Source organism: Mesorhizobium sp. WSM4935 (assembly GCF_029625735.1).
Taxonomy (GTDB): Bacteria; Pseudomonadota; Alphaproteobacteria; order Rhizobiales; family Rhizobiaceae; genus Mesorhizobium.
In genome coordinates this window covers 585,468-606,523 of sequence record NZ_JARTVR010000004.1, presented here as the reverse complement: position 1 = coordinate 606,523, position 21,056 = coordinate 585,468, and the positions used below count along the sequence as shown (strand labels likewise).

The following is a 21,056-nucleotide window of genomic DNA, read 5'->3' as shown; positions in this document are numbered from 1 at the left end:
CCCGGCTACAAAAGCGCAGTCTTGGAATCCTCGGGATCACCTATTTCGCGCTTCGTCTTGAACTTTGCTTGCCGAGCGACGTTGAGCGGGAGCAGACCCATCCAGCGGAGCCCAAATGACCAAATCAATTGAGAACTGGAGCGATACGTATGGCCCAGCCGAACTTGCAAAGTTGTTTGGTTTGACCATCGAGCAGGCGAGGATCGTAATCGGCTCGAATGGGCCTTCGAAACATGGTTGCGAGGTAGGTGCCCGAGCCTTCCGAAATGCCTTGAAAATGCGAAGCGGGCGGCAGCCATCCCGTCGCCGCAACGGCGGTTAGATGGCTTCTCTGTGCCAATCGAGAGGGCGTGCTTGTTCAATCTGGGGTTCGATCTCTACCGGGGAGCGCAGCAGCTGATCTTGCTTCAGGCATTTCGAACGCCAAAGGGGAAACGTTATCTCGGCCGGAGGCCCGACAAATCGCCGGCGAAAAAGCCGAGCCGGCCGCGCTGGCGAGTGTCCTCCTGGCCAACACGTCGGTGAGCGAAGTAGCGCGCGTGCACCGCAAGAAGATCAGTACCGACTTGACGCCGTTGAACCCAGTGGGCGCTGTGGCAGCGATGATGCACCGCCGCATCCGCACGTGCGTTGCACCGATCCTTTATATCGCACAAGACACCCGCAGAGCCGAGCAGCTAGCAACAATCCTCAACGCGATGGCCGGCGAGTTGGCAGCTGCGTTCTATCCGCGTTGGGATGGTTCAGCGGCTGACGCTATTCCAGCAAGCGCGCAAGCGGTTGGACGGCGCATGAGCGTCCTGCGATGGCTGCTGGATCGAGACAAGCGGCCGCGCGTGCTCGTCAGCACACCTGAGGCATTGCTGCGCCGTGTCCCTCCTCGTGACATCTGGAACAACGTTCACCTCGAATTCCACGCCGGCGACGAGGTGGTCGCGGAGGATGTTCAGGCTCGGCTGCAAGAAATCGGATATGTATTCGACGACCGCGTCGACGAGCCCGGTGAAGCAGCGATCCGTGGCCGGGTGATAGAGGTGTTCCCTGCCGCCTCCCCCCGCCCCTGCCGCATCGAGATAGAGAACAGCACTATCGTCTCGATCCGCTCCTATGATCCTTTGTCGCAGCGCTCAGTCGCGGAAGCCAGGCACCTCATCGTGGATCCGGCATCGGAATCGGTCCCGGTCTACGGCACGTCGCCGGATGGCCTCACCCGGCCGAGCGAGACAATTTTCGACTATCTCGATGATGTCGAGGTGATCGCCGAACGTGGCGCCAATCAGCGGGCTCTGGATGCCATCTCGGCGTTGCAGGAAGATGGCGAGAACATGTCCGACTTCCTCTCCCGGGATGAATGGGAATCCATCACCAGCAAGATTGCTGCTGAGGTGGTAGACGATGTCGACGCGAAGACGCAAATACCCGTTTTCGCCCGAGAAGCCGATGCTGCTGGTGCTTTGCGATCTTTTGCGGAAAAGCTGATCGCAGAGGGATTGCGGTTGGTTCTCATCGGACCGGCCGGACATGTGCTGCAGCTGTGGGGGCGGCGTGTCGAACGCGCCTTGGCGTTGCCGCTGGCTCCCCAGGACGATTGGGACGCTGTGTGCTCAGCGCCTTCGGCGTGCCTGTATGTAGCCCCAATCGAGCGTGGCTTTGTTGATCGTGAGGACATGCTTCTTTGTGTCACGCTAAGAGATCTGGCTGGACAGGCACTCCCGGTTCATCAGCCTCGGAATGATTTATCGCACCATCTGGACGCCCAGCTCCGCTTCGGCGACGTGGTGGTTCATTTCGAACACGGCATCGGCATTCTGGAAGGGCTTGAGCCCGCAATCGAAGATGATGAAGCGCTGCGTCTGCGTTACGCCGATGACGCGGTCCTGCTGGTCCCGCTGCGGGAGATCGGGAAGCTTTGGCGGTATGGCGGCGCCGAAACGGAAGTCACGCTTGACCGGCTCAAGGGTGATGCCTGGAGACAACGCCGCGACGAGACAGTGGCGAGGATCGAGCAAACGGCCAAACGGATGGTGCGAATGCTTGGCGAGCGCGACCGACGCCGGGCAACGCCGCTCAATCCCGACCGGGTGCAATTTGAACGCCTCTGCGCCGGCTTCCCATACGATCTGACCTTGGGGCAAGCCGATGCCGCTGCCGCTATCGCCGCGGACCTTGCCTCCGGCCGGCCGATGAACCGGCTTCTTTGCGGAGATGTCGGCTTCGGTAAGACCGAGATCGCCGTGCGTGCCGTAGCCGCTGCGGTCTTCTCGGGACGGCAGGCGGCAATCGTCGCTCCGACCACCGTCCTTGCCCGCCAGCACTTCGAGCTGTTCAGAAGGCGTTTCTGGCGACATGGCATCGAAGTTGCAATGCTGTCTCGCCTGCAAACGGCGTCCGAGACCCACCGAACGAAAGCCAGCCTAGCGAAGGGCTCAGTCCAAATCCTTGTCGCTACCCATGCGATCTGCGCCAAAGACGTCCGGTTCAGGGATCTGTCGCTCGTCGTGATCGACGAAGAGCAGAGATTTGGGACGCGCCACAAGAAGGCCATGCGCGATCTGGCCCGAGGACAGCACGTTCTTTCTATGACAGCAACGCCCATTCCAAGGACGCTACAAGCAGGCTTCGTGGGGCTCATGGATCTGAGCGTCATCACCACGCCACCGGTACGACGTCGCCCGATACGTACAGCGACGGTCACGTTCGAAAGCGAAGTGGTGCGAAAAGCGCTGCGCGCGGAAAAGGAGCGGAGCGGGCAAAGCTTGATTGTGTGCCCGCGCATTGAGGACCTCGCTCCGCTTTCCAGGCGCATCAACGCTATTGTCCCCGAGCTTTCTCTCACGGTTCTTCATGGCGACATGTCAGCTGCGAAAATCGATCGTGCGATGCTCGCCTTTGCTGCAGGCGAGGGCGACATATTGTTGGCAACCAACATAGTCGAGAGCGGCCTCAACGTTCCGGGAGCTAACACAATCATCGTTTATAAGCCCGAGCGGTTTGGCCTTGCCCAGCTCCATCAGTTACGCGGTCGCGTCGGGCGTGGCTCGCGCCGGGCAAACATGCTGATGGCGCTTGAACCCGGCGCTGAGGTGTCCGAGGGTGCGCGACGTCGGTTCCAGGCGTTGGAGCAGTTCAATGCCCTCGGCTCGGGATTTGACATCAGCACTCGCGACCTCGACATCCGCGGTGCCGGCGACTTGCTAGGCAAAGAGCAAGCCGGACACCTTCATGCAATCGGTTTGTCGCTTTATCGAAGCCTGCTCGAACGTGCTCTTGCCAAAGTTCGAGGCGAAAAAATAAAAGCAGCGAACCGCGCCGAAATTGACCTCGGCTTTACTCCCGTCATTCCGATTGACTACATCCCCCATCCCGAACTGCGGATCGAGTTAGCCGCCGCACTCGATCGGGCCGAAAGCGAAGTTGCCCTCGCCCAAACTCGTGAGGAATTCAGCGATCGGTTTGGGCCGATCCCGTCCTCGCTCGAGACAGGCTTCGCCCTTGCGTCGCTTCGAATTCGCGCGACGATGCTTGGCGTCAGCAAAATCCATGGCGGACCCAAGGGGATTGCGCTGACACTTCCTGCCGAGCAGGCGGCAGAGCTGCAGAAGCACCTCAAAATTGGGAAAAACGATCCGCTCCGATGGTCGGCCCAGCGGCTCATTCTTGAGCACGGCACCGATGTGCGAGAGGAGAGGCTGGCCGCCGTTGAAACCGTTCTGGACCGGATCGCTTGACCGATTTGCCTGCCAACATCCACGCGCCCAGTTGGGCTGTCGGAAACGGTTCCACTGGACGGCGCTGACTGACCATTGAGGCATTGGCCGAATGAGCTACTGCAAGGCGGGCTGTGACGGTTGCTTGCCCGGTTGGTCGCCGCCTGTGCTGGATCGAGGCGTTGGGTCCCTGTCCACCTGTGGATTTCGGTCAACAGGGGTGACGTTCATATTGTCGGCTTTGGACTTTGCCGGATCAGCTTCCGCGGGATTTGGACTGGCGGTCGACGGTGCCCGACCATTCTCCTGCGGCGCGGGCTTTTCCTGAGTTGCAGGCGTCTTTGCCGCCTCGCCATAGATCTCCGCAATGCCCCATGCGATCGCCGCCAGCACCAGCCCGCAGATCAAAACCCCAAAAACCCGAACTCCACGGCCGCCCTGGCGAGCTTTCTTTTCGGGGATGTCATTGGCCATCGAAACACCATTCCGGAGAGGGATGTTGCCCGCGGCACGCCACAGGCTCTGCTGCTGGAGCTAACCAGTGATACTGACGGATGTTCCCGAATTGACCAACCCGCCGGGCTTCTCAACGCTTCCGACAGTTTCACGCTGGAAACATCGGCCTGGCCGAAAAGTGCCAGAAGTTGCTGAACTGAGCTCTGTTGACGAGGTTGCGCTTTCGAGGGTGCGCTACCCAGATGTCGGAAGGCCACTATCTACGCTGGGCGCACTCGATCGATGATCGCGTTGGCGGCGTCGGCCGAAGCGGGCTTCTGCATATGGGGATGTTGGCGATTAGTGGCAGATCCCCTTGGCCGTGACTTGTAACGAACGCGATTTCCTTTTCGTACAAAGTGTCGGCCAGCGCGTAAGGCGTCTCGCCGTTCAGTTGAACGACAAGCAGCGCGACATCGATCTGTTGCCTCTCAAGGAGAACAAGAGCAGCCTTTACGGATCAGGCGGCTCTCACAAGAGGGTGGCTTGCACGTCCGGCGGCGAGCGCGCGGCCAGAAGCTGAGCGGCCATTTACTACACGCACGTTTCGGCGAGGGTGGCGCAATTTCGCCTCTCTTCCTTAGAGACTATGCCTTCCATGCCGGTCATGTCCACCCGGTGGAACACTGCGTTGCCGGTGCCCGGCAGGGCACCACCTGAACTGGATCCGATGCTCTGTGATCGACCCATGATGGATCTCGAGACGCCGCCGGTTGCCGTCGGGGTCCTTGGATCACTTACGTTCCGTAGCCGTGCTTATTGACCTTGTGAATCCAAAGGTCGCCCTTCGGAGGACTCCTGAAAAGCTCGGTTCCATAGGGCTGGATGAGTAGAGTTAGCCCCTGCCCATGGGCTTACCCATGTGCACTAAATCTCTGGAGTTCGATTCAATAGCAAGGAGTGAATTCTCCTCCATTAGCAACAGCTAATTCAACAGTGGAACAATTAAAGACGGTCGGCATTGATGGTCAAATGCAACCGAGGGCCTGCCAATGTCCATCATTGAGAGCATCACCGGCATTTTCTCGTCGAAGGAGGAGCCGAAAAAGGCACGTGCAAGAAAGGCTGCGCCGAAGAAGGCCGCTGCGACAAAAGCTGCCACCAAGTCGTCAGCAGCGAAGAAGACTGGTGCAGCTCCGGCGATGTCGGCCCACGCGAAGGACGCTGCCTCAAAGGGCAAGTCAGGTCACCCGAAAGCGCCGGCCAGAAAGAAGGCAGTCGACTGACCGAAGAGAACCCGCAGAACGCGAGTTCCTTTAGAAGATCGGGGACTGCTCAGCGCTGCTTCCGTGCCGGCCAATGGGAACATTCGTTACCGGCCGCTGTTCGACCAGAGGCAAAGCTACGGCAGACGACGGAGCCAAACGAGACTTTCGCGACCGAGGCGGTGAATGCCGATACCCTCAGGCCGGGCGCTATGTGCCGCCGAAGCGGAAAACGCCGCTCATCAACAAGGTGAGATAAAAGAAAACCCGCCCGGCCGTCCCTGCGGGCTGTTCTTTCCTCAAAAGCTCGGTGCTCCCCTTTTCCCCGACGGTCCGCCCGCCAGGAACCCTGCACGCGGGTCTCTTGATACAAGTCCATCAACGACGCTGTAACTTCGCGGCAACTGCGAATGGGATTACAGCTCTGGACAGTGACAGCCAGCGCAAACCGCACTGCGCGGCACCAGGTTCGGGCATAGAAAAGCCCGCCGCAGCTATGAGCGTAGGCGAGCGGCCTCCAGCGATTGGCCTCAATCCAGCGGCTAACACCCCTGAGGGACCGACCGCTGCTTTGACTACCCATCGGCGTGCAAAGCGCTCCACAGACCGGTCCACCATCCCCACCTCTCGAGACTCCATAGTCTCGGAGACGCTTTCGACCTCTTAATGATGTCAGCCGTTGGTGCCCCCCGTTCGGTCGCGTTCATGTGTTCCTCACGCAGTTGCCACGTTACCAGCGGCTCGGACGGCATTGCGGTCGGCAGATGATCTCTCAGCAAAACGATTCCAGGATCTACCCCACGCGTGCTCCTCGGTGGAGTATGAACGCGGAGAGGACGGCCATGCCGAGGGACACCGGCAACGCTACTAGGAAGCACGCTTCCACGAATGCGTTTTCATAGCGGCCTCAAGTTTTTTTGGTGCAGGTAGGTGCTGTAGAAATCTCCGGCTCGGACCAACTCCCGCCAGTCAACCGCTTTGAGCCTCGAGCCTGACGTTGATATCAGACCTTCGCGACGAAGCTCCTGCAGCACTCGGTTCACGTGCACTGTGGAAAGACCCAATGTATCACCAAGCACGGCTTGGCTTATTGGAAACTCCGCCACATGGTCCTGAATCCTGCCGACGGCATGAAGCCGAACGATGAGTTCACACAGGATGTGAGCCATGCGGGTATAGGCGTCTCGTCTACCGAGATTGGTGACCCATTCTCGATATATAGCTGCGTCGATCAGCGTGGAGCGCCAGAATATGTTGGCAATGGAAGGGTGCTCAGTGCAAATGGCACGCAGAGTGTCATGACGCATGAAAGCTAGCCTAGCGGGGGTGAGAGGCGCGAAGCTGCAATCCATAACGGAAAGATGAAGTCCGTGAAGATCGGGAAGATCTCCCGGAACAAAGATCGACGTGATCTGCCGTTTGCCCTCCCCCGTGAGCTTTGCCGATGCCACCAAGCCGTCCAGAACGACAAAGGAATGGGAAGGCCGATCGCCCTCGCGCACGATATCCTGGCTTGCTTCGAAGGTGCGCTCCTGAACCGCCACCTTTTCCAGAATGACAACATCCGATGGTGCAAGATCAGAGATGACCTGAAGCTTACGGATCATCAGGTTTAACGACGAAGCTACGAACGCCCGGGTTGTTGACATAGAGCCGAACCTTGGTGGGCCGACAATGTTCCGGTTTAAGCCCGCGCCAGAGCGCATCTGAATTGTCTAGTGGGTGGAACAAAGGAGTCCGGCGCTTGTTGGAGTGACACCCATTCAACAAGGAACCTCTCTGATGAAACACCGCCTTATGATGGCAGCGCTGTCTACCTGCGCGGTCCTGGCATTTGCTGCGCCCTCCTACGCCGCCGACAAAGCGCAGGACTTTGTCGACAAGGCCGCGGCGGGAGGCATGTTCGAGGTCGAGTCGAGCAAGATCGCACAGAGCAAGGCCCAAGATCAGGCAACCAAAGACTTCGCTCAGAAGATGATCGACGATCATGGTGCGGCCAACGCCAAGCTTGAAACAATCGCCGGCGAGCAGAAACTGAAAGTACCTGCCCAAATGGACGCCAAGCACAAGAGCGACCTCGACACTTTGCAAACCGGCAAGGACGCGTTCGACAAGTCTTACGCCCAGATTCAGCGTGATGCACATGCGGATGCTGTAAAGCTGTTCGAAGGCTACGCCCGGGACGGCGACAATGCTCAGCTCAAGACATTCGCGCAGGAGACGTTGCCGACGCTCAAGATGCACCAGGAAATGATTGAAAAGATTGCTTCCGGCTCCAACGACCAGTCATCAACCACGAGCTCGACCACGCCCGCCGTATCCACGAGCGACACGAACAATCCGGCCGCGCCCGTACCGGGCGCCAACAGCTTCACCGAAGATCAGGCCAAAAACCGAATCCAAGACGCCGGTTTCTCGGATGTGTCAGGGCTGACGAAGGATGACCAAGGCATCTGGCGTGGGCACGCTACCAAGGATGGCAAGCAGACAGACGTCGCCCTTGACTACCAGGGCAACGTCGTTGCCGGCGCCAAGTAACCGAGATTTTGGAGAAGACTCATGCAGACAGTGACCGGACTATTCGACAATTATGACGACGCTGCAGCGGCGGTTCGCGAACTCGAGGAGAGCGGGATTCCCCACTCCGATATCAGCATCGTCGCCAACAATTCGACCGACTGGTATGAAGGTGATCGCTCCGACGCCGCTGAAGACGCGGCTGGCGGCGCAGGCATTGGTGCCGTCATTGGCGGTGCCGGTGGGTTGCTGACGGGCCTCGGCATCATGGCCATTCCTGGTGTTGGTCCCGTGGTTGCCGCGGGGTGGCTCGCTGCCACCGCCGTAGGCGCCTTAGGCGGAGCGGCGGTTGGGGGAGCCGCCGGAGGAATCATCGGCGCGCTCACTGACTCTGGAGTGTCCGAAAGAGATGCTCACGTTTATGCAGAAGGCGTGCGCCGTGGCGGAACGCTGGTAACGGCACGGGTCGACGACCAACTGGCTGCCCAGGCACAGACGATACTGGGACGCACAAGAGTGGTGAACGTGGAGGAGCGCCGGCGTGATTACGAGGCTGGTGGCTGGACCGGCTTTGATCCTGCTGCAGACAACTATACGCCCGAGGAGATCGAGCGCGATCGAGCGCGATATGCAAATCGTCCTTGACGGTTTCGCACTTACGGCCGGACCAATAATGAGAGCGCCGGGACCCGCCCGGCGCCTTTGTCTGACGGGTCGGGTCCTCTACGACTGGGGCCTGCGCATCCGCACTAGTGTCAGGATGAAAGGCCTTGTGGTCTGATACTGGCGCGCACTGGTCCCAATAGGCCTTCTCGGGGGAACATCAAGGGACCTTGGCGCTGCGCGAACGGTTCGTCCGAGATTGTATCATTTCGGACTCCACGTTGCTGCGGGGCCTGGATCCGGCTGCGGGGCCTGGATCCGGCAAAAAGCTTCTCCCCGGAAACCCCGTCCCAAGCTATTTATTAGCGGATCCGCAACCGACCGGGGCAGGGCGCGTTGCACGCGGGCGATGTCTCGGATCATTGCCAGGCAGTACGGAGGCTCGATGGTGGCGGCCAATCGTCGTAATGGGGCGTCGGAGTTGAGGCTGGCGAGCCTGCTCGCCGCTTCCAGAGGCCATCCGCGCACCGTGCTGCCAACGGTGGCGAGCGTCGTTACCACGGTCGCCGCGCTTTACTTCGGGCGCGAGGTGTTTCTGCCGATCGCGGTCGCGCTGCTCTTGACCTTCGCCATCGCGCCCGTCGTGTCTTGGCTGAAGCGCGCCGGCGTCCCGCGCATCGCGGCGGTCATCGCCAGCGTCGCGGGGGCGTTCGCCGCGCTTTTGCTGTTCTCCTTCGTGGTCGCCACGCAAGTCAGCGATCTCGCGCAGAATATCCCCGTCTACCAGATCAACATCCTGACCAAAATCCGCGCGCTGAAGGAAAACGGCCTTAGCGGAGGCGTTATCTCGCGTCTCAGCGGCGTCATCGAGCGGGTTGGCCAGGAGATCGATCGCCAGGAACCGCAGCTGCCCTCAGCCGCCCAGGCCCCGAAGCGCGAGCCGATCCCGGTCGAGGTTGTCTCGCATGAAAAGCCGCTGGATGTTCTACAGAACCTCATTGGGCCGCTGCTCAGCCCGCTCGGCTCGGCCGGCCTCGTCGTCATCGTCGTCATCTTCATGCTGATGGAGCGGGAGGACCTCCGCGACCGCTTTATCCGGCTGGTCGGCTATGGCGATCTCCACCGCACCACCCAGGCGCTGCAGGATGCTGGCAAGCGCGTCGGCCAGTATCTGCTGATGCAGTTGGTGGTGAACACCGTTTACGCCGTGCCCATCACAATCGGGCTATGGGTGCTTGGCATTCCCAATGCGCTGCTCTGGGGCCTTCTGGCGCTGGCCTTACGCTTTGTTCCCTATATCGGGCCGATCGTGGGCGCGCTGCTGCCGCTGTTCCTCGCGCTGGCGGTGGCGCCCGGCTGGTCGCTGGTTTTGTGGACCGCCGTGCTTTTCATTGTCGTGGAGCTCATCACCGGTAATGTCATCGAGCCGTGGCTCTATGGCTCGCACACCGGCTTGTCGCCCTTGGCCATTATCGTGGCGGCGATCTTCTGGACTTGGCTGTGGGGGCCGATCGGCTTGGTGCTGTCGACGCCGCTCACCGTTTGCCTGGTGGTGCTCGGCCGGCATGTGCCCCAATTCGAGTTCCTCGACGTGCTGTTCGGTAACGAACCGGTGCTGGAGCCGCATGCTCGACTCTACCAACGGCTGCTGGCCGGCGATCCTGACGAAGCGACAGATCATGCCGAAGAGATGCTTGAGGAAAAATATCTGTTCCAGTTTTATGACCAGGTCGCCATCCCCGCGCTTCTGCTTGGCGAGCAAGACCGTGGGCGCGGCGTCATGGATGACGAGCAGCGCAAGCAGGTCGCCGACAGTGCCATGACACTGGTCGCCAATCTCGACGAGAACGCCCAGCAGGAGGCCGACGAGGAAGAGGCAGAGCAGGCGGCTGAGGCGGACGAGAAGGCAACGGACAAGAGGGCGACGGACAAGAAGGTGCTTGAAAAGAAGGCTGCCGATGGCAAGCCTTCCGACGAAGGCGACGACGAGGAAGATATCGACCTGCCGGACGGCTCCGGCATCGCGGTCCTCTGCACCGGCGGGCGCGGCGAGCTCGACGATGCGGCCAGCGCCATGTTGGCGCAGGTGCTGGAAGTACAAGGCGCCTCGGTGTCAAAGGCGAGCTTCGCAGACCTCGAACCTTCGGCTATTCGCCGCCTCGACCTGAAGGCCGCCAATGCCGTCCTCATCAGTTTCCTCAACCGCCAGTCCATCCAGCACGCGCGTTTCATGGTGCGCCGGCTGAAGCGCATTGAACCGAAGCTGCGCGTCGGCATCGTTTTCTGGTCGGAGGTCGGCGATGGCGATGGCAAGGCCGCGGCCGAGCTCGCCAGCACGCTCAACGCCGATTTCGTCGCTTTCGACATGGTTGGCGCCGTGACCGGCGCCCTGTCGGACAAACCGGCGGTCCCGCTCAGAACCACACACCGCCGCCGCCAGCCGGTGCGCCGCAAGCAACTGCAGGCTGCAGCGAAGTGAGAGTGGCGTGTCTGCCAGTCGGCATGCCAGTGACGAATGAAACTTACCGGGCCTGACGCTCAACGCCCACAGGCCGGGAGCGAGTTTTCCAATGAGGGCCAAAAGCGTTTGGCTCGAGCTTCTTGCAGGCCCCACTCACAGTCAGATCTGGCCACTGCAATAGGGTTGCTCTCAACCCATGCAGCAGATTGCGTTGAGGCCATTTGGTCAAGGGTCTCGCTCGAATTTCGCTCGGGCTAAATTCGCGATTGGAGAAGGCGGGACGTAATCATTGGAAGTCGCTGCGGCCCGCCTTGGCCGGGGCTATTTCTCCACGGCCGGTTAACCCTAGGGCGGGAAGCGAGGGTTTCATCATCTATTGCCGCCTCGACCTCGTTTGGCCCGATAGGCTGGTTGGGACCGGGGCTGACCCAAGAACCCACTTTTGAGCCGGCTCCCGCATCTCGGAAGCGGTCGACGATATCGCCAAGAGCTGTCCCGGAGACGCCTTTGGACAATTGGTCCAGTATCCCGCCCCGCGGATCGTTAGGATCGCGACTCCCACGGAGCCCCGATCTTGTCGCGATTTTGGTAGGCGAGCACGCCGAGTAAGGCGACTGCCAGCCTGCCCAGATTTGCCATTGGTTTCTTCCCATCACAGGGGAAGCAGCCGCAGTCGGAAAAGGTTCCGCTGCATTTCCAAATGCCCGATCAGCGGCTTCCCCCAGGAGAGGCGTCGGCCACTTTTAGCCCCGTCGCCAGGTGTGGGCACACCAGCGGCGGGCTATCGACCTAGTGCCTTAATCCTCTTCTCGAAAATCTTGCAGCGAAGCATGACGCAACGTCTCTTCGCCACGCAGATGCTTCACGCGGCAGATCAGCCCAGGCTTTACCCACTGCGTTGCGGGTCGCTTGACGCCCTTTGGCGCGGGTCCCGTGTGCTCCTGGACGCGTTTCCAGAGCCGATTACGCACTTCTGTGTTCAAGGTAACGGATGCAGCCCCCATGAAGCGCCCCGATCCGCGCTCGGTGAGGAGAACGAAGGCCGGCTTTCCGGGCTCGCGCTCGACACCGAGCAGATCGTATTCGTCGACGGCATAAGCCTTGATCTTCAGCCACGCCGTCGAATCGCCGCTCCGATAAACGCTGTCCATTCGCTTCGAGACCATTCCGTCCAATCCAGCCTGGTCGATCAGGTAAAAAATAGATTTTGCGTCACCCGGCAGTGCTTCGCTGAATTGGATGTGCTGGCCTTTTGGTATGAGATCCTGAAGGATGTCCCGTCGATCGATCAACGGCATGTCGCGCAGATCATGGCCGTTCAGGTGCATTAGGTCGAAAGCCACAAAGTACAAATCGTGCGGGCGGCGTGTGATGGCTTTGCGAAGCTCCCGGAAGTCGGGATGCCCCGCTGCATTCAGCACAATAATCTCACCATCGACAATCGCGCTGACGACGTTTAACTCGTCGGCGACTTTCGCCAGTTCTCGATATTTTTCGGTCCAATCGATGCCGCTCCGCGTGAAGATGCGAACGCCACGCCTATCGATGACGATCTGAGAGCGGTATCAGTCAAATTTCATTTCGTGAATCCAACCCTCGCCTTCCGGTAGCTTATCAACCAAGGTCGGCGATAAAGGCGGAATAAAGGACAGCCGGTCGCTGCCTGATCTACGCATCAGGTCCCCAACACTCCCTCGAATTCGATTTAATAGCGCAGGATTGTTTCGGTTCCGTTAGCTCTCGCTAATAGGACCATTCATTCGCTGCTTCTCAACGGCAACCAGGAACAAGCCTTGATAGTCACCGTTCATCTCCGACGAACGGAGCGCAGTGCATTGAAAAGCTATGTGGTCGAGACGATGGCCGGCGAAGCCGTGACAGCCCTTCGGATAGTCGTAGCAGAAACTCCGTTGGACGCCGCCAGGATAGGGACCGGCCGCGAGGTGCACGTGCGGCGCCAAGAAATGGAATGGGTACGGGTTACCGACGAGTCCGACGCCGCCGTGTTCTGGTTCGCGTTCAAATGACTTGTGGATAGTTAGTGCCTATTCACCATCGTGGCGGGGTGCCCCTTGAACGCCGCAACGGCCGGCATAGCGTCGGCTGGTCGGTTTCTGTCACTCCGACACACCTCGGGCGGCCAGCAATCCCCCACCGGGCTGGCCGCTCATTCTTTTCGGGAGACTGAAATGGTTTCGCGCCAAAAGGCCACCAATTTGATGTTGTTCCGCCACGCATGTGCGCGGTCACGCCCAAGCTGGTTGAGCAGCTGAGTAAGGACCTTCGCTCGGCGTTACCCGGTTTTCGGTTTCAGATCGTACCCGACTACTAAGGCGCGACGCGCTTCAACACCACGCTTCCAAAGCCGCCGCGGCCGACGCTCTGAACCTCCGGCCCGTCTGTTTCGGCCCAGGTGAGGCGAAAGCTTCGCGACGGCCGGGAGCCGGCCACCTCTCAACTGATGGCCCACCAAGAGCACGGTAATCGGCGCGGCGAGCGGTCGGCGCCGTGGTCGGCTCTGCGACTACGCCGCAGCGCCGCGGCGATCAGCTCTGCCGGTATCGGGACCGCTACGGACGCATTTACACGGCGCCCTGCGACGACCGGTACTACAGCGGCAATTACTAGGACAGGTAGGCCGACCGGCTGATCTTCCCCTGTGAAGATCAGTCGGCCGGCTTCGGAGCTTGTTGGTGTTCGAACTGAACTGTGAAAAGACAGCGCACTCCCGTCCGCTCGTAGATCAGTTCAACGCCACCCGACTTTTCTCCGCCGAAGACCCGCTGCAGAAGTTGCGCTCCAAAACCTGCCTTGCCGGGCGCGACCGGCGGACCGCCCTGCTCGCGCCATTCGAGTTCGAGAATGCTTATGCCCTCCCTGTGCTTTTCAATTCGCCAAGAGATGGAGACCGAGCCTTTCGTATTCGAAAGCGCTCCATGTTTGATGGCATTCGTCGTAAGTTCGTGAAAGGCTAGGGCGAAGGAGAGCGCTGTGTTCGGAGGCAGCCAGATCTTGTCCCCGGAGAAATCAAATCGGTCAATCGGCGCATGAGGCCCTACCGAGGCCGCAATAACTTCCGCGAGATCAGCTCCGCTCCAGTTTTGCCGGGTGAGAATGTCGTGTGCCTTGGCCAGTGACACGAGCCGGGCTGATAAAGCTGTTCTTGCCTGTTCGAGGCCGGTCGCGTTGCGGAGGATCTGGCCGGCTATCGCTTGGACCACGGCAAGGGTGTTCTTAACGCGATGGTTCAACTCGTTAACAAGTAACTGGCGCTGTTCTTCACCGCGTTTGCGCTCGGAAATATCCAAACTGATCTGCACGGCCCCAATGATCGATCCCTGCGGACTGCGTATGGGCCGGGCGCTGGAAAGCAGATAGCGCTCTCCTCCCGTCGGCAAGGTGTAAACAAATTCTTCGTTGCTGGTGTTTTCGCCGCGCATGGCCTTGCTCAGCGGTCGATTTTCCCGGCTTACAGGCTGGCCATCCTTATATGCCAAGGTGGCGATGACCTGGTCAGGCCTGCCAAAGAGATCGCGCCCCTCGGTTGGCAGGCCCATAAGTTCGGCCGCGAACCGGTTGCGGATGACCTGGTGCGCCTGCGGGTCGTAGGTAAACCAGACCGCGGCCGGCACAGTCTCCAGAACCGTCTCCAGCTCGCGCGTGCGCTTTGAGATGGCATGCCGGGCAGCGATCATGGCCTTGGAAATCGAGGCGAACTCGGCGACTGAGGTGGAGACTTCCTGAACTGCGCGGCCGCTCCCAAGCGCATCGGCACTAGCGGCGAGATCGCCGGTAGCTTTGGTGATTCTCCTGCCTACGACGTAGGCGAGAGCCAGCGATATGAGCAGCGCTGCGAGACCCGTCGCACCGATTTGTGCGAGGGACGACCAGAGAGGTGCCTGAACGTCAGCCAAGGGAATGTTGGCGGTGTAGAACCACTCGGAGTAGGGAGACCTGTAATAGCCTGCCAGCAGGGTGTTGCCCTCGAAATTACGGGAGTGGAAGCTACCCGAGCGACCTACAATTTTACTCACGTATTCCGGCAAACCAGGCCTGCCGGTCACCTGGTCGTGCAGCTTTGACCTCGCGACATATCTTCCCTCACGGTCACCAACGCCGATGATCCATCCATCGGGTACGGCGGGCAGCATCACGAGGCGAATGCGTTCCGTTGGGACCGAGATCGAAAGCAGCAGCGGCACGCCCTTCCCGCCGGACACCTGTTTGGCAACCGCAATACGATATGCGTTCGGTCCCGGCGCGGCATATACGTTGCTAACCAGGATACCGGCGAGTTTCAATTGTTCATGCTCGGCGGCCGTAAGCGGTCGCTCCGGCAGATCCGGCATCCTGCCCGGCTGGCTGCTCGCGAGGTCGCGACCTTCGAAATCCCGGAGCGTGATTATCTGATCCGTACCCTGGACGACGCGTCGGGCTTCGCTGCCGAAGGCTTGCCAGTCTTGAGCCGCTAGGGCCGGAGATTTCGAAAGCCCATCGAGAAGGGTCTGGAGACTGGCCAGTTCGCCTTCTACGACCAGCGACATCTGACGGGCAGTCCAGCGTGCTTCCTGCTCTAGCCGCGACTGTTCATGCCGCGCGTAGTCAACGAACAGGTAGGCGGCGAATAGCCAGACGGGCAACACGACCGCTGCTATCAAGCCAAGCAGATGAGCTCGAGCCGATCGACGGACCAACTTCAACCCTCTCCCCAACGGCAGCCAAGCTTATCCCTATGCTGAGAGACAGCAAGCTCGATTAGCACTGTCTGATCTTACGCCCTTTGCGGCAGCCCTTTTTCCGGCATGCTTTCTACCTATTGAGGCGGCCGGCAGGAGGAGGTCGAGAATGACAGGCCTTGCCGTTGCTCTGAAGAACCGAAGCAAACATGCCGTGAAGCGGCTGCTTCGCTATGACGGGCGCAACTGGCTGCGCATCCGCCAGATCGAAGCCTTCAACACATTTCTTGGAGCGGCAATCGCAAGTCGCGCGACGTGATCGAGATCTCGCCGGGCTGGAACCGCTATTGGCGGACGCTCTGCCCCAACTATCGCTCGGTCGATTTCCCGGAATTCGACATCTGCCGGGATCGCACCGAGGAGCAATATTCGATCGTCATCGCCGACCAGGTGCTTTGAGCATGTGCGGCGGCCGCTAGCGGCCGCCGCCAACACCACGCCATGACGACTCGGGGGAGGCCATGGCTTCGGCCTCGGCATCGAAGTCGTCCAGCCGCTCCCTGGAATTCAGACGGAAGAGCCCAATTTCCGGCTGGCTGACGCGAGCCTCCACCGACATGCACACCTGCCCTACGACTGCGCCCAGCGCATTCGCGACGTTCTCGCCTTCGTAGAAGCAGTCGACGGGGCAGACCTCCACGCGGTCCATGTATTTGCATGTGATGCAGTTGTCGGTAACCACGAACGTCATGGGGCGCGTATCGGCGGCCAGGGCCGGTCAGGACGATAGAATAAGGCGAACGTCGTAAACCAGGTCCACGAGTTGACGGATTTGCTGTTCGGAAACCGGGGCAGCGTCCTTGACTTCGATGCTCATTTCTCTGTCCTCGCCCTGCCTCAAACCACCGCCTAGGCAATGTCGAGGGGAACGCGGTGATCGTTCACCGCCCGAACTCCGGCGATGTTTTCGGCCAGAACGAGCGATGCCTTTCGTTCCTGTTCCGACAGATAACCGCCCCACAAGGTGACCACGCCGCTTGTCACGCTCACGTCGGCTGCTCCGATCGATGGCCATGCTTCGGACCGCAGAGCACCGACAATTTCTCGCCTGATGCTCGCATCGTCACGGAATGAGACCGGGCGAGGCATGCTTGTTAGCGGAGCAGGCCGGGTTGGGCTCCAAAAAGGAGCAAGGCTCGCATCATGCACTGGCAGATGGAGCGAATTCTCAAACAGGGAGTTAGGGTGGCTACACGGGAGATCCAAATGCATCCGAAGGCCGCCGCAGAAAGCATAGGGTACGTGACGCCGACCACGCCGGCGGCGGAGGGGCTCGCCCCTGCCCTGGCGCGAAACATAGAGGCACTGGTCGAAAGGAGGAAGCGCGATGCCAAGGCCGCCTCGCTGGAGCAACGTGCAGCCGCAGCGATCAGCAGCTTTGCCGGCAGCATGATCTTCGTCTACATCCACCTGGTCATCTTTGGGGCGTGGATTGGACTCAATCTCGGCATTGTAACGTTCATCAAGCCATTTGATCCGTCGTTGGTCATCCTGGCGATGTTTGCCTCTGTCGAGGCGATTTTCTTGTCGACCTTCGTGCTCATCAACCAGAACCGCATGGCGGCTGAGGATGATGCCAGGGCAGACCTGGATCTGCAGGTCAGTCTGCTGAATGAACATGAGACGACCAAGCTCATCAAGCTGGTTGAAGAGATTGCCAAGCGCTTGGACGTGAACACCGAGGCAGACGAAGAACTGAAAGAACTCAAGCGCGATGTGGCGCCGGAAGCTGTCCTGGACAAGATCGAAGAGGTGGGCGAGCGCGCGACCCGAAATTAAGTCGTGCAGCCTGTCTTACGCGGTCGTCACGGGCGCCCGCTTAGCCGACATTCTGCGTAGTGAAGGATGGAGTAAACGCAAGGAACCGGCGTTAGTTTTCGGCGTTGTTCGGCTCGCAGCTGCCGGCATTGCCCGGCGCATTCCTTTATGAGGGGAAGCAAACGTGGCTGATTATCAAGAGGGGCGCGCTCGAACCGCAAGCGGCGATGGTCATGTCGAAGATTCAGGAGAAAGGCGCGTATCGACGGGCAGCGAGGGGCTGGACGATATCTTAGGTGGGGGCTTTGACCCCGACCGGATGTATCTTTACGAGGGACGCCCCGGTACCGGCAAGACGACGATAGCGCTTCAATTTCTGCTCGAGGGCGTAAGACTCGGCGAGCGCGTGCTCTATATCACGCTTTCGGAAAGCCGACGGGAGCTGGCCTTGGTAGCCAAGCGGCACGGTTGGACCCTCGACGGGATTGACATATTCGAACTGGTGCCGCCGGAAACGTCGCTCGATCCCGACCGAGAACTGACGATCCTGCACCCTGCCGAAGTCGAACTGAGCGAAACCACCAAGCTGGTGTTTGACAAGATTGCCGCCCTTGATCCGACGCGCGTGGTGTTCGACAGCTTGTCGGAGCTGCGATTGCTGGCTCAGAACTCGCTGCGCTACAGACGACAGGTTCTCGCGCTGAAACATTTTTTCACGGCACGCCGCTGCACGGTCGTTTTGCTGGATGACCTCTCGTCGTCGGATACCGATCTGCAATTGCACTCGATATGCCATGGCGTGATCAATCTGGAACAACTCGCGCTGGACTATGGGGCGGAACGGCGTCGCATCCGGGTGGTCAAAATGCGAGGGATTCGGTTTCGCGGCGGCTATCATGATTTCACGATCGTGAAAGGCGGCCTCAGAATCTTCCCTCGCCTGGTAGCAGCGGAGCACCACAAGGAGTTTACGGTCGAAGCGGCGCCGAGTGGGAATGCCGAACTCGACAAGATGCTCGGGGGCGGCATCGAGCGAGGAACCAACGCTCTGTTCATCGGCGCCGCCGGCGTTGGAAAGTCTTCACTCGCCTTGACCTTCGCCCTGGCTGCGGCTCAACGGGGCGAGCACGCCGTGTACTTCGCTTTCGACGAAGGTCGCGGCACGATTGAGGCGCGGGCACGCACATTGGGTATGCCGCTTGAACAGGCGCTGGCCGACGGAACCATAAGACTCCAGCAAATCGATCCGGCCGAGCTTTCGCCCGGAGAATTCGCTGCCGGGGTGCGCGCCAGTGTCGAGCTGGACAAGGCCAGAGTTGTCGTCATCGACAGCCTGAACGGCTATCTGAACGCGATGCCTGACGAGCGATTCTTGATCCTCCAGATGCACGAGTTGCTCAGCTATCTAGGGCAGCAGGGGGTCACCACTATCCTCATTCTTGCACAGCATGGTCTCGTTGGCCCGATGGATACGCCTCTCGACATCAGCTACCTGAGCGACGCCGTGCTCATGCTGCGCTACTTTGAGTTCGGCGGCACGGTTCGGCGCGCGCTTTCGGTGGTGAAGAAACGCAGCGGTAATCACGAGCATACGATCCGGGAATTTCAACTGACGCCAAACGGCGTTGCGCTGGGCCCGCCGCTCACGCACTTCTCCGGAGTCTTCTCAGGCACGCCGACCTATAGCAGCGACAAAGAACTGCCAATGGTGCACGGTGCCAACGATTAGGCCTGCAATGGACAGCGCCGCAGTTCTTGTCCTGGCCCCGATCGGCCGAGATGGGCCGGCGGTCGTCGAGATTTTGTCGCGAATCGGAATCTCAGGGATCGTTTGTCCTGATTATAGCGCATTGGTCGAGCGGCTTGGCCCGCAATGTCTTGCCGTCATCGCCGCCGAAGAAGGTCTCTACGGTCGCGATCTCGACGACTTGATCCGCTGGACCAAGGATCAGCCTGTCTGGTCAGACCTTCCTTTCATCATTCTCACGAGCCACCTGCCCCATCAAAGGGCCACAGCATGGCGAGCCGAGCTTGTCTCCTCGCTCGGAAACGTCACGCTGCTAGAGCGGCCGGTCGAGTCCATTACGCTTACCAGCTCGACCAGGGCAGCACTGCGTGCCCGTCAGCGCCAATACGAGCTCAGAGGGTTGTTAAGCGAGCTGGAGCACGGAAATGAGCGCTTCCGCCTGATTGTCGAGAATGCCCGAGACTACGCAATCATACTAAGTGACCCCGACGATTTGATCGTCGACTGGTTGCCCGGGGCCGCCTCGGTTTTCGGCTGGAGCGCAGACGAAATGCTGGGCAAGCCCACCTCCTCGATCTTCACACCCGAAGATCAGGCACATGGGGTGCCCGAGCAAGAACTCAGCCGGGCGCGCTCTGAAGGTGTCGCTCCCAATGTCCGCTGGCATAAAACCAAGGACGGTGGCCGGGTTTTCCTTGACGGCCAGACGGTTGCACTTCGCAATGATGACGGAACAATTCGCGGGTTCATGAAGATCGGCAAGGACATCACCGAGCGCAGGCGCAACGAAGAGCGCCAGGCCGTCCTGACGGCTGAGCTACAGCATCGGGTCCGCAACGTTCTTGCCACGGTCGCTTCGCTTGTCAAGAGAGGCGACGCGACCGGCTCCACTCAGGAGTTTCGTGAACGGCTGAGCGGCCGAATTGCCGCCATGGCGCGCACTCAGACTCTGCTGACGCGCGGAGCCGGAGAAGGTGTGGAACTGGACGTCATCGTGCGTGATGAACTTCTGGCGCAAGCTGCCGATGCGTCGCGGGTTTCGGTCGACGGGCCTTCCCTCATACTGATGCCAAAGGCAGCTGAGGTCCTGACATTGGCAATTCACGAATTGACGACCAACGCTGCCAAGTACGGTGCCATTGGCGCGCCGCAGGGTAACGTCACCGTCCACTGGCGGCGACAGCCGCGGCAGGGCAGGGATTGGCTGGAACTGACGTGGCAAGAGAGCGGCGTCGAAATATCGCCGGGTCGGCAGATGCGCAAAGGATTCGGAACCGAGCTAATCACCCGCCGCGTGCCATTCGAGCTCAAAGGTGTAGGTGAGATGCAGCTTACCGAAACCGGGCTTTTGTGCCGCATTTCTTTTCCGTTGCAGCCGAGCGAAAGCGTGCTGCAGACCGACGTGCCCGCGGAGCGAAGCGAGGAAAACAGGAGGAGTTAATGAGCTTCGACCTGCACGGCCGAGCAGTGTTGGTGGTCGAGGACGACTTTTACCTTGCCGATGACACCGGACAGATGCTCGAAGACGCCGGGGCCAAAGTCCTGGGTCCCGTCAGCGCAGCCGACGAGGCTCTTTCGCTGCTGGAGCTTCAGAGGCCGGACTGCGCTGTGGTGGACGTTAACCTCGGCGCTGGTCCCAGCTTCGGGCTGGCCTCCGCCCTCCAGGCGCGGGGGATACCTTTTGTCTTCCTTACCGGCTATGATCCCGACATCGTTCCAGCCGAGTTCAAGGGCGTTCCCTGCCTTCAAAAGCCGGTAGACCCTGAGAAAGTGCTTGTTGCCCTTTCAACTCTCGAAATGGGCGTTCGAAATCCCCCTGGGAGATAG

18 protein-coding genes and 1 pseudogene are annotated in these 21,056 nt (G+C 60.1%); 12 read left to right on the top strand and 7 right to left on the bottom strand.

The window, feature by feature from the left end:
- Window positions 1-350: 350 nt before the first annotated feature.
- On the top strand, window positions 351-3,728 hold the full coding sequence (locus tag P9273_RS14610; RefSeq protein ID WP_278049503.1) for a DEAD/DEAH box helicase: 3,378 nt from the start codon (window positions 351-353) through the stop codon (window positions 3,726-3,728).
- Window positions 3,729-3,824: 96 nt separating this feature from the next.
- On the opposite strand, the gene P9273_RS14605 is transcribed toward P9273_RS14610, so the two are convergent.
- Window positions 3,825-4,181, bottom strand: a complete 357-nt coding sequence (locus P9273_RS14605) for a hypothetical protein (RefSeq protein ID WP_278049502.1) — start codon at window positions 4,179-4,181, stop codon at window positions 3,825-3,827.
- 1,013 nt (window positions 4,182-5,194) lie between these two features.
- Here P9273_RS14605 and P9273_RS14600 point away from each other — a divergent pair.
- Window positions 5,195-5,428 (top strand): hypothetical protein, encoded by a 234-nt coding sequence (locus tag P9273_RS14600; RefSeq protein WP_040999804.1) that lies wholly within the window; start codon window positions 5,195-5,197, stop codon window positions 5,426-5,428.
- Between the two features lie 875 nt (window positions 5,429-6,303).
- On the opposite strand, the gene P9273_RS14595 is transcribed toward P9273_RS14600, so the two are convergent.
- On the bottom strand, window positions 6,304-7,014 hold the full coding sequence (locus tag P9273_RS14595) for a Crp/Fnr family transcriptional regulator (protein ID WP_278049501.1): 711 nt from the start codon (window positions 7,012-7,014) through the stop codon (window positions 6,304-6,306).
- 175 nt (window positions 7,015-7,189) lie between these two features.
- On the opposite strand from P9273_RS14595, the gene P9273_RS14590 reads away from it, so the two are divergent.
- From P9273_RS14590 to P9273_RS14580, 3 genes are all read left to right on the top strand, one after another.
- The gene (locus P9273_RS14590) at window positions 7,190-7,945 is read left to right on the top strand and encodes a DUF4142 domain-containing protein (RefSeq protein ID WP_278049500.1); all 756 of its coding nucleotides are present in this window, start codon (window positions 7,190-7,192) and stop codon (window positions 7,943-7,945) included.
- 21 nt (window positions 7,946-7,966) lie between these two features.
- The gene (locus tag P9273_RS14585) at window positions 7,967-8,569 is read left to right on the top strand and encodes a general stress protein (RefSeq protein WP_278049499.1); all 603 of its coding nucleotides are present in this window, start codon (window positions 7,967-7,969) and stop codon (window positions 8,567-8,569) included.
- Between the two features lie 406 nt (window positions 8,570-8,975).
- The gene (locus P9273_RS14580; RefSeq protein WP_278049538.1) at window positions 8,976-11,006 is read left to right on the top strand and encodes an AI-2E family transporter; all 2,031 of its coding nucleotides are present in this window, start codon (window positions 8,976-8,978) and stop codon (window positions 11,004-11,006) included.
- Between the two features lie 236 nt (window positions 11,007-11,242).
- Here the strand turns inward: P9273_RS14580 and P9273_RS14575 are convergent, their stop codons facing one another.
- On the bottom strand, window positions 11,243-11,641 hold the full coding sequence (locus P9273_RS14575; RefSeq protein ID WP_278049537.1) for a YidB family protein: 399 nt from the start codon (window positions 11,639-11,641) through the stop codon (window positions 11,243-11,245).
- A 144-nt stretch (window positions 11,642-11,785) separates the two neighbouring features.
- Complete coding sequence (locus P9273_RS14570; RefSeq protein ID WP_442920222.1) at window positions 11,786-12,541, bottom strand: ATP-dependent DNA ligase; 756 nt, start codon at window positions 12,539-12,541, stop codon at window positions 11,786-11,788.
- Window positions 12,542-12,823: 282 nt separating this feature from the next.
- Here P9273_RS14570 and P9273_RS14565 point away from each other — a divergent pair, with 282 nt between their 5' ends.
- A complete protein-coding gene (locus P9273_RS14565; protein WP_278049498.1) occupies window positions 12,824-13,015 on the top strand; it encodes a hypothetical protein in 192 nt (63 codons plus the stop codon).
- A gap of 639 nt (window positions 13,016-13,654) precedes the next feature.
- Here P9273_RS14565 and P9273_RS14560 read toward each other — a convergent pair.
- On the bottom strand, window positions 13,655-15,631 hold the full coding sequence (locus P9273_RS14560; protein WP_278049497.1) for a sensor histidine kinase: 1,977 nt from the start codon (window positions 15,629-15,631) through the stop codon (window positions 13,655-13,657).
- 202 nt (window positions 15,632-15,833) lie between these two features.
- On the opposite strand from P9273_RS14560, the gene P9273_RS32370 reads away from it, so the two are divergent.
- On the top strand, window positions 15,834-15,983 hold the full coding sequence (locus P9273_RS32370) for a hypothetical protein (RefSeq protein ID WP_442920215.1): 150 nt from the start codon (window positions 15,834-15,836) through the stop codon (window positions 15,981-15,983).
- Window positions 15,980-16,123, top strand: a complete 144-nt coding sequence (locus P9273_RS32365; RefSeq protein ID WP_442920214.1) for a hypothetical protein — start codon at window positions 15,980-15,982, stop codon at window positions 16,121-16,123. Before P9273_RS32370 ends, P9273_RS32365 begins: the two co-directional genes overlap by 4 nt.
- 196 nt (window positions 16,124-16,319) lie before the next feature.
- Here the strand turns inward: P9273_RS32365 and P9273_RS32360 are convergent.
- Window positions 16,320-16,415: pseudogene (locus tag P9273_RS32360) on the bottom strand (ferredoxin FdxA); the annotation flags it as partial.
- Window positions 16,416-16,573: 158 nt separating this feature from the next.
- On the bottom strand, window positions 16,574-16,813 hold the full coding sequence (locus P9273_RS14550) for a BON domain-containing protein (protein WP_278049496.1): 240 nt from the start codon (window positions 16,811-16,813) through the stop codon (window positions 16,574-16,576).
- 117 nt (window positions 16,814-16,930) lie between these two features.
- Between P9273_RS14550 and P9273_RS14545 the strand changes: the two genes are divergently transcribed.
- The 4 genes from P9273_RS14545 to P9273_RS14530 all read left to right on the top strand — a co-directional run bounded on the left by P9273_RS14545 (window position 16,931) and on the right by P9273_RS14530 (window position 21,056).
- Window positions 16,931-17,503: a DUF1003 domain-containing protein gene (locus tag P9273_RS14545; RefSeq protein ID WP_278049495.1), complete on the top strand. Its 573-nt coding sequence runs from the start codon at window positions 16,931-16,933 to the stop codon at window positions 17,501-17,503.
- Window positions 17,504-17,666: 163 nt separating this feature from the next.
- A complete protein-coding gene (locus tag P9273_RS14540; RefSeq protein WP_278049494.1) occupies window positions 17,667-19,211 on the top strand; it encodes an ATPase domain-containing protein in 1,545 nt (514 codons plus the stop codon).
- Between the two features lie 7 nt (window positions 19,212-19,218).
- The gene (locus P9273_RS14535; RefSeq protein WP_040999761.1) at window positions 19,219-20,670 is read left to right on the top strand and encodes a sensor histidine kinase; all 1,452 of its coding nucleotides are present in this window, start codon (window positions 19,219-19,221) and stop codon (window positions 20,668-20,670) included.
- Window positions 20,670-21,056 (top strand): response regulator, encoded by a 387-nt coding sequence (locus tag P9273_RS14530; protein WP_052458782.1) that lies wholly within the window; start codon window positions 20,670-20,672, stop codon window positions 21,054-21,056. Before P9273_RS14535 ends, P9273_RS14530 begins: the two co-directional genes overlap by 1 nt.

Bases quoted from the DNA above. Each gene is read 5' to 3' on its own strand.
- P9273_RS14575 (WP_278049537.1), bottom strand. From the start codon at position 11,641: ATGGGAAGAAACCAATGGCAAATCTGGGCAGGCTGGCAGTCGCCTTAC.
- P9273_RS14595 (WP_278049501.1), bottom strand. From the start codon at position 7,014: ATGATCCGTAAGCTTCAGGTCATCTCTGATCTTGCACCATCGGATGTT.
- P9273_RS14600 (WP_040999804.1), top strand. From the start codon at position 5,195: ATGTCCATCATTGAGAGCATCACCGGCATTTTCTCGTCGAAGGAGGAG.
- P9273_RS14550 (WP_278049496.1), bottom strand. From the start codon at position 16,813: ATGCCTCGCCCGGTCTCATTCCGTGACGATGCGAGCATCAGGCGAGAA.
- P9273_RS14530 (WP_052458782.1), top strand. From the start codon at position 20,670: ATGAGCTTCGACCTGCACGGCCGAGCAGTGTTGGTGGTCGAGGACGAC.
- P9273_RS32370 (WP_442920215.1), top strand. From the start codon at position 15,834: ATGACAGGCCTTGCCGTTGCTCTGAAGAACCGAAGCAAACATGCCGTG.
- P9273_RS14590 (WP_278049500.1), top strand. From the start codon at position 7,190: ATGAAACACCGCCTTATGATGGCAGCGCTGTCTACCTGCGCGGTCCTG.
- P9273_RS14585 (WP_278049499.1), top strand. From the start codon at position 7,967: ATGCAGACAGTGACCGGACTATTCGACAATTATGACGACGCTGCAGCG.
- P9273_RS14545 (WP_278049495.1), top strand. From the start codon at position 16,931: ATGCATCCGAAGGCCGCCGCAGAAAGCATAGGGTACGTGACGCCGACC.
- P9273_RS14535 (WP_040999761.1), top strand. From the start codon at position 19,219: ATGGACAGCGCCGCAGTTCTTGTCCTGGCCCCGATCGGCCGAGATGGG.
- P9273_RS14605 (WP_278049502.1), bottom strand. From the start codon at position 4,181: ATGGCCAATGACATCCCCGAAAAGAAAGCTCGCCAGGGCGGCCGTGGA.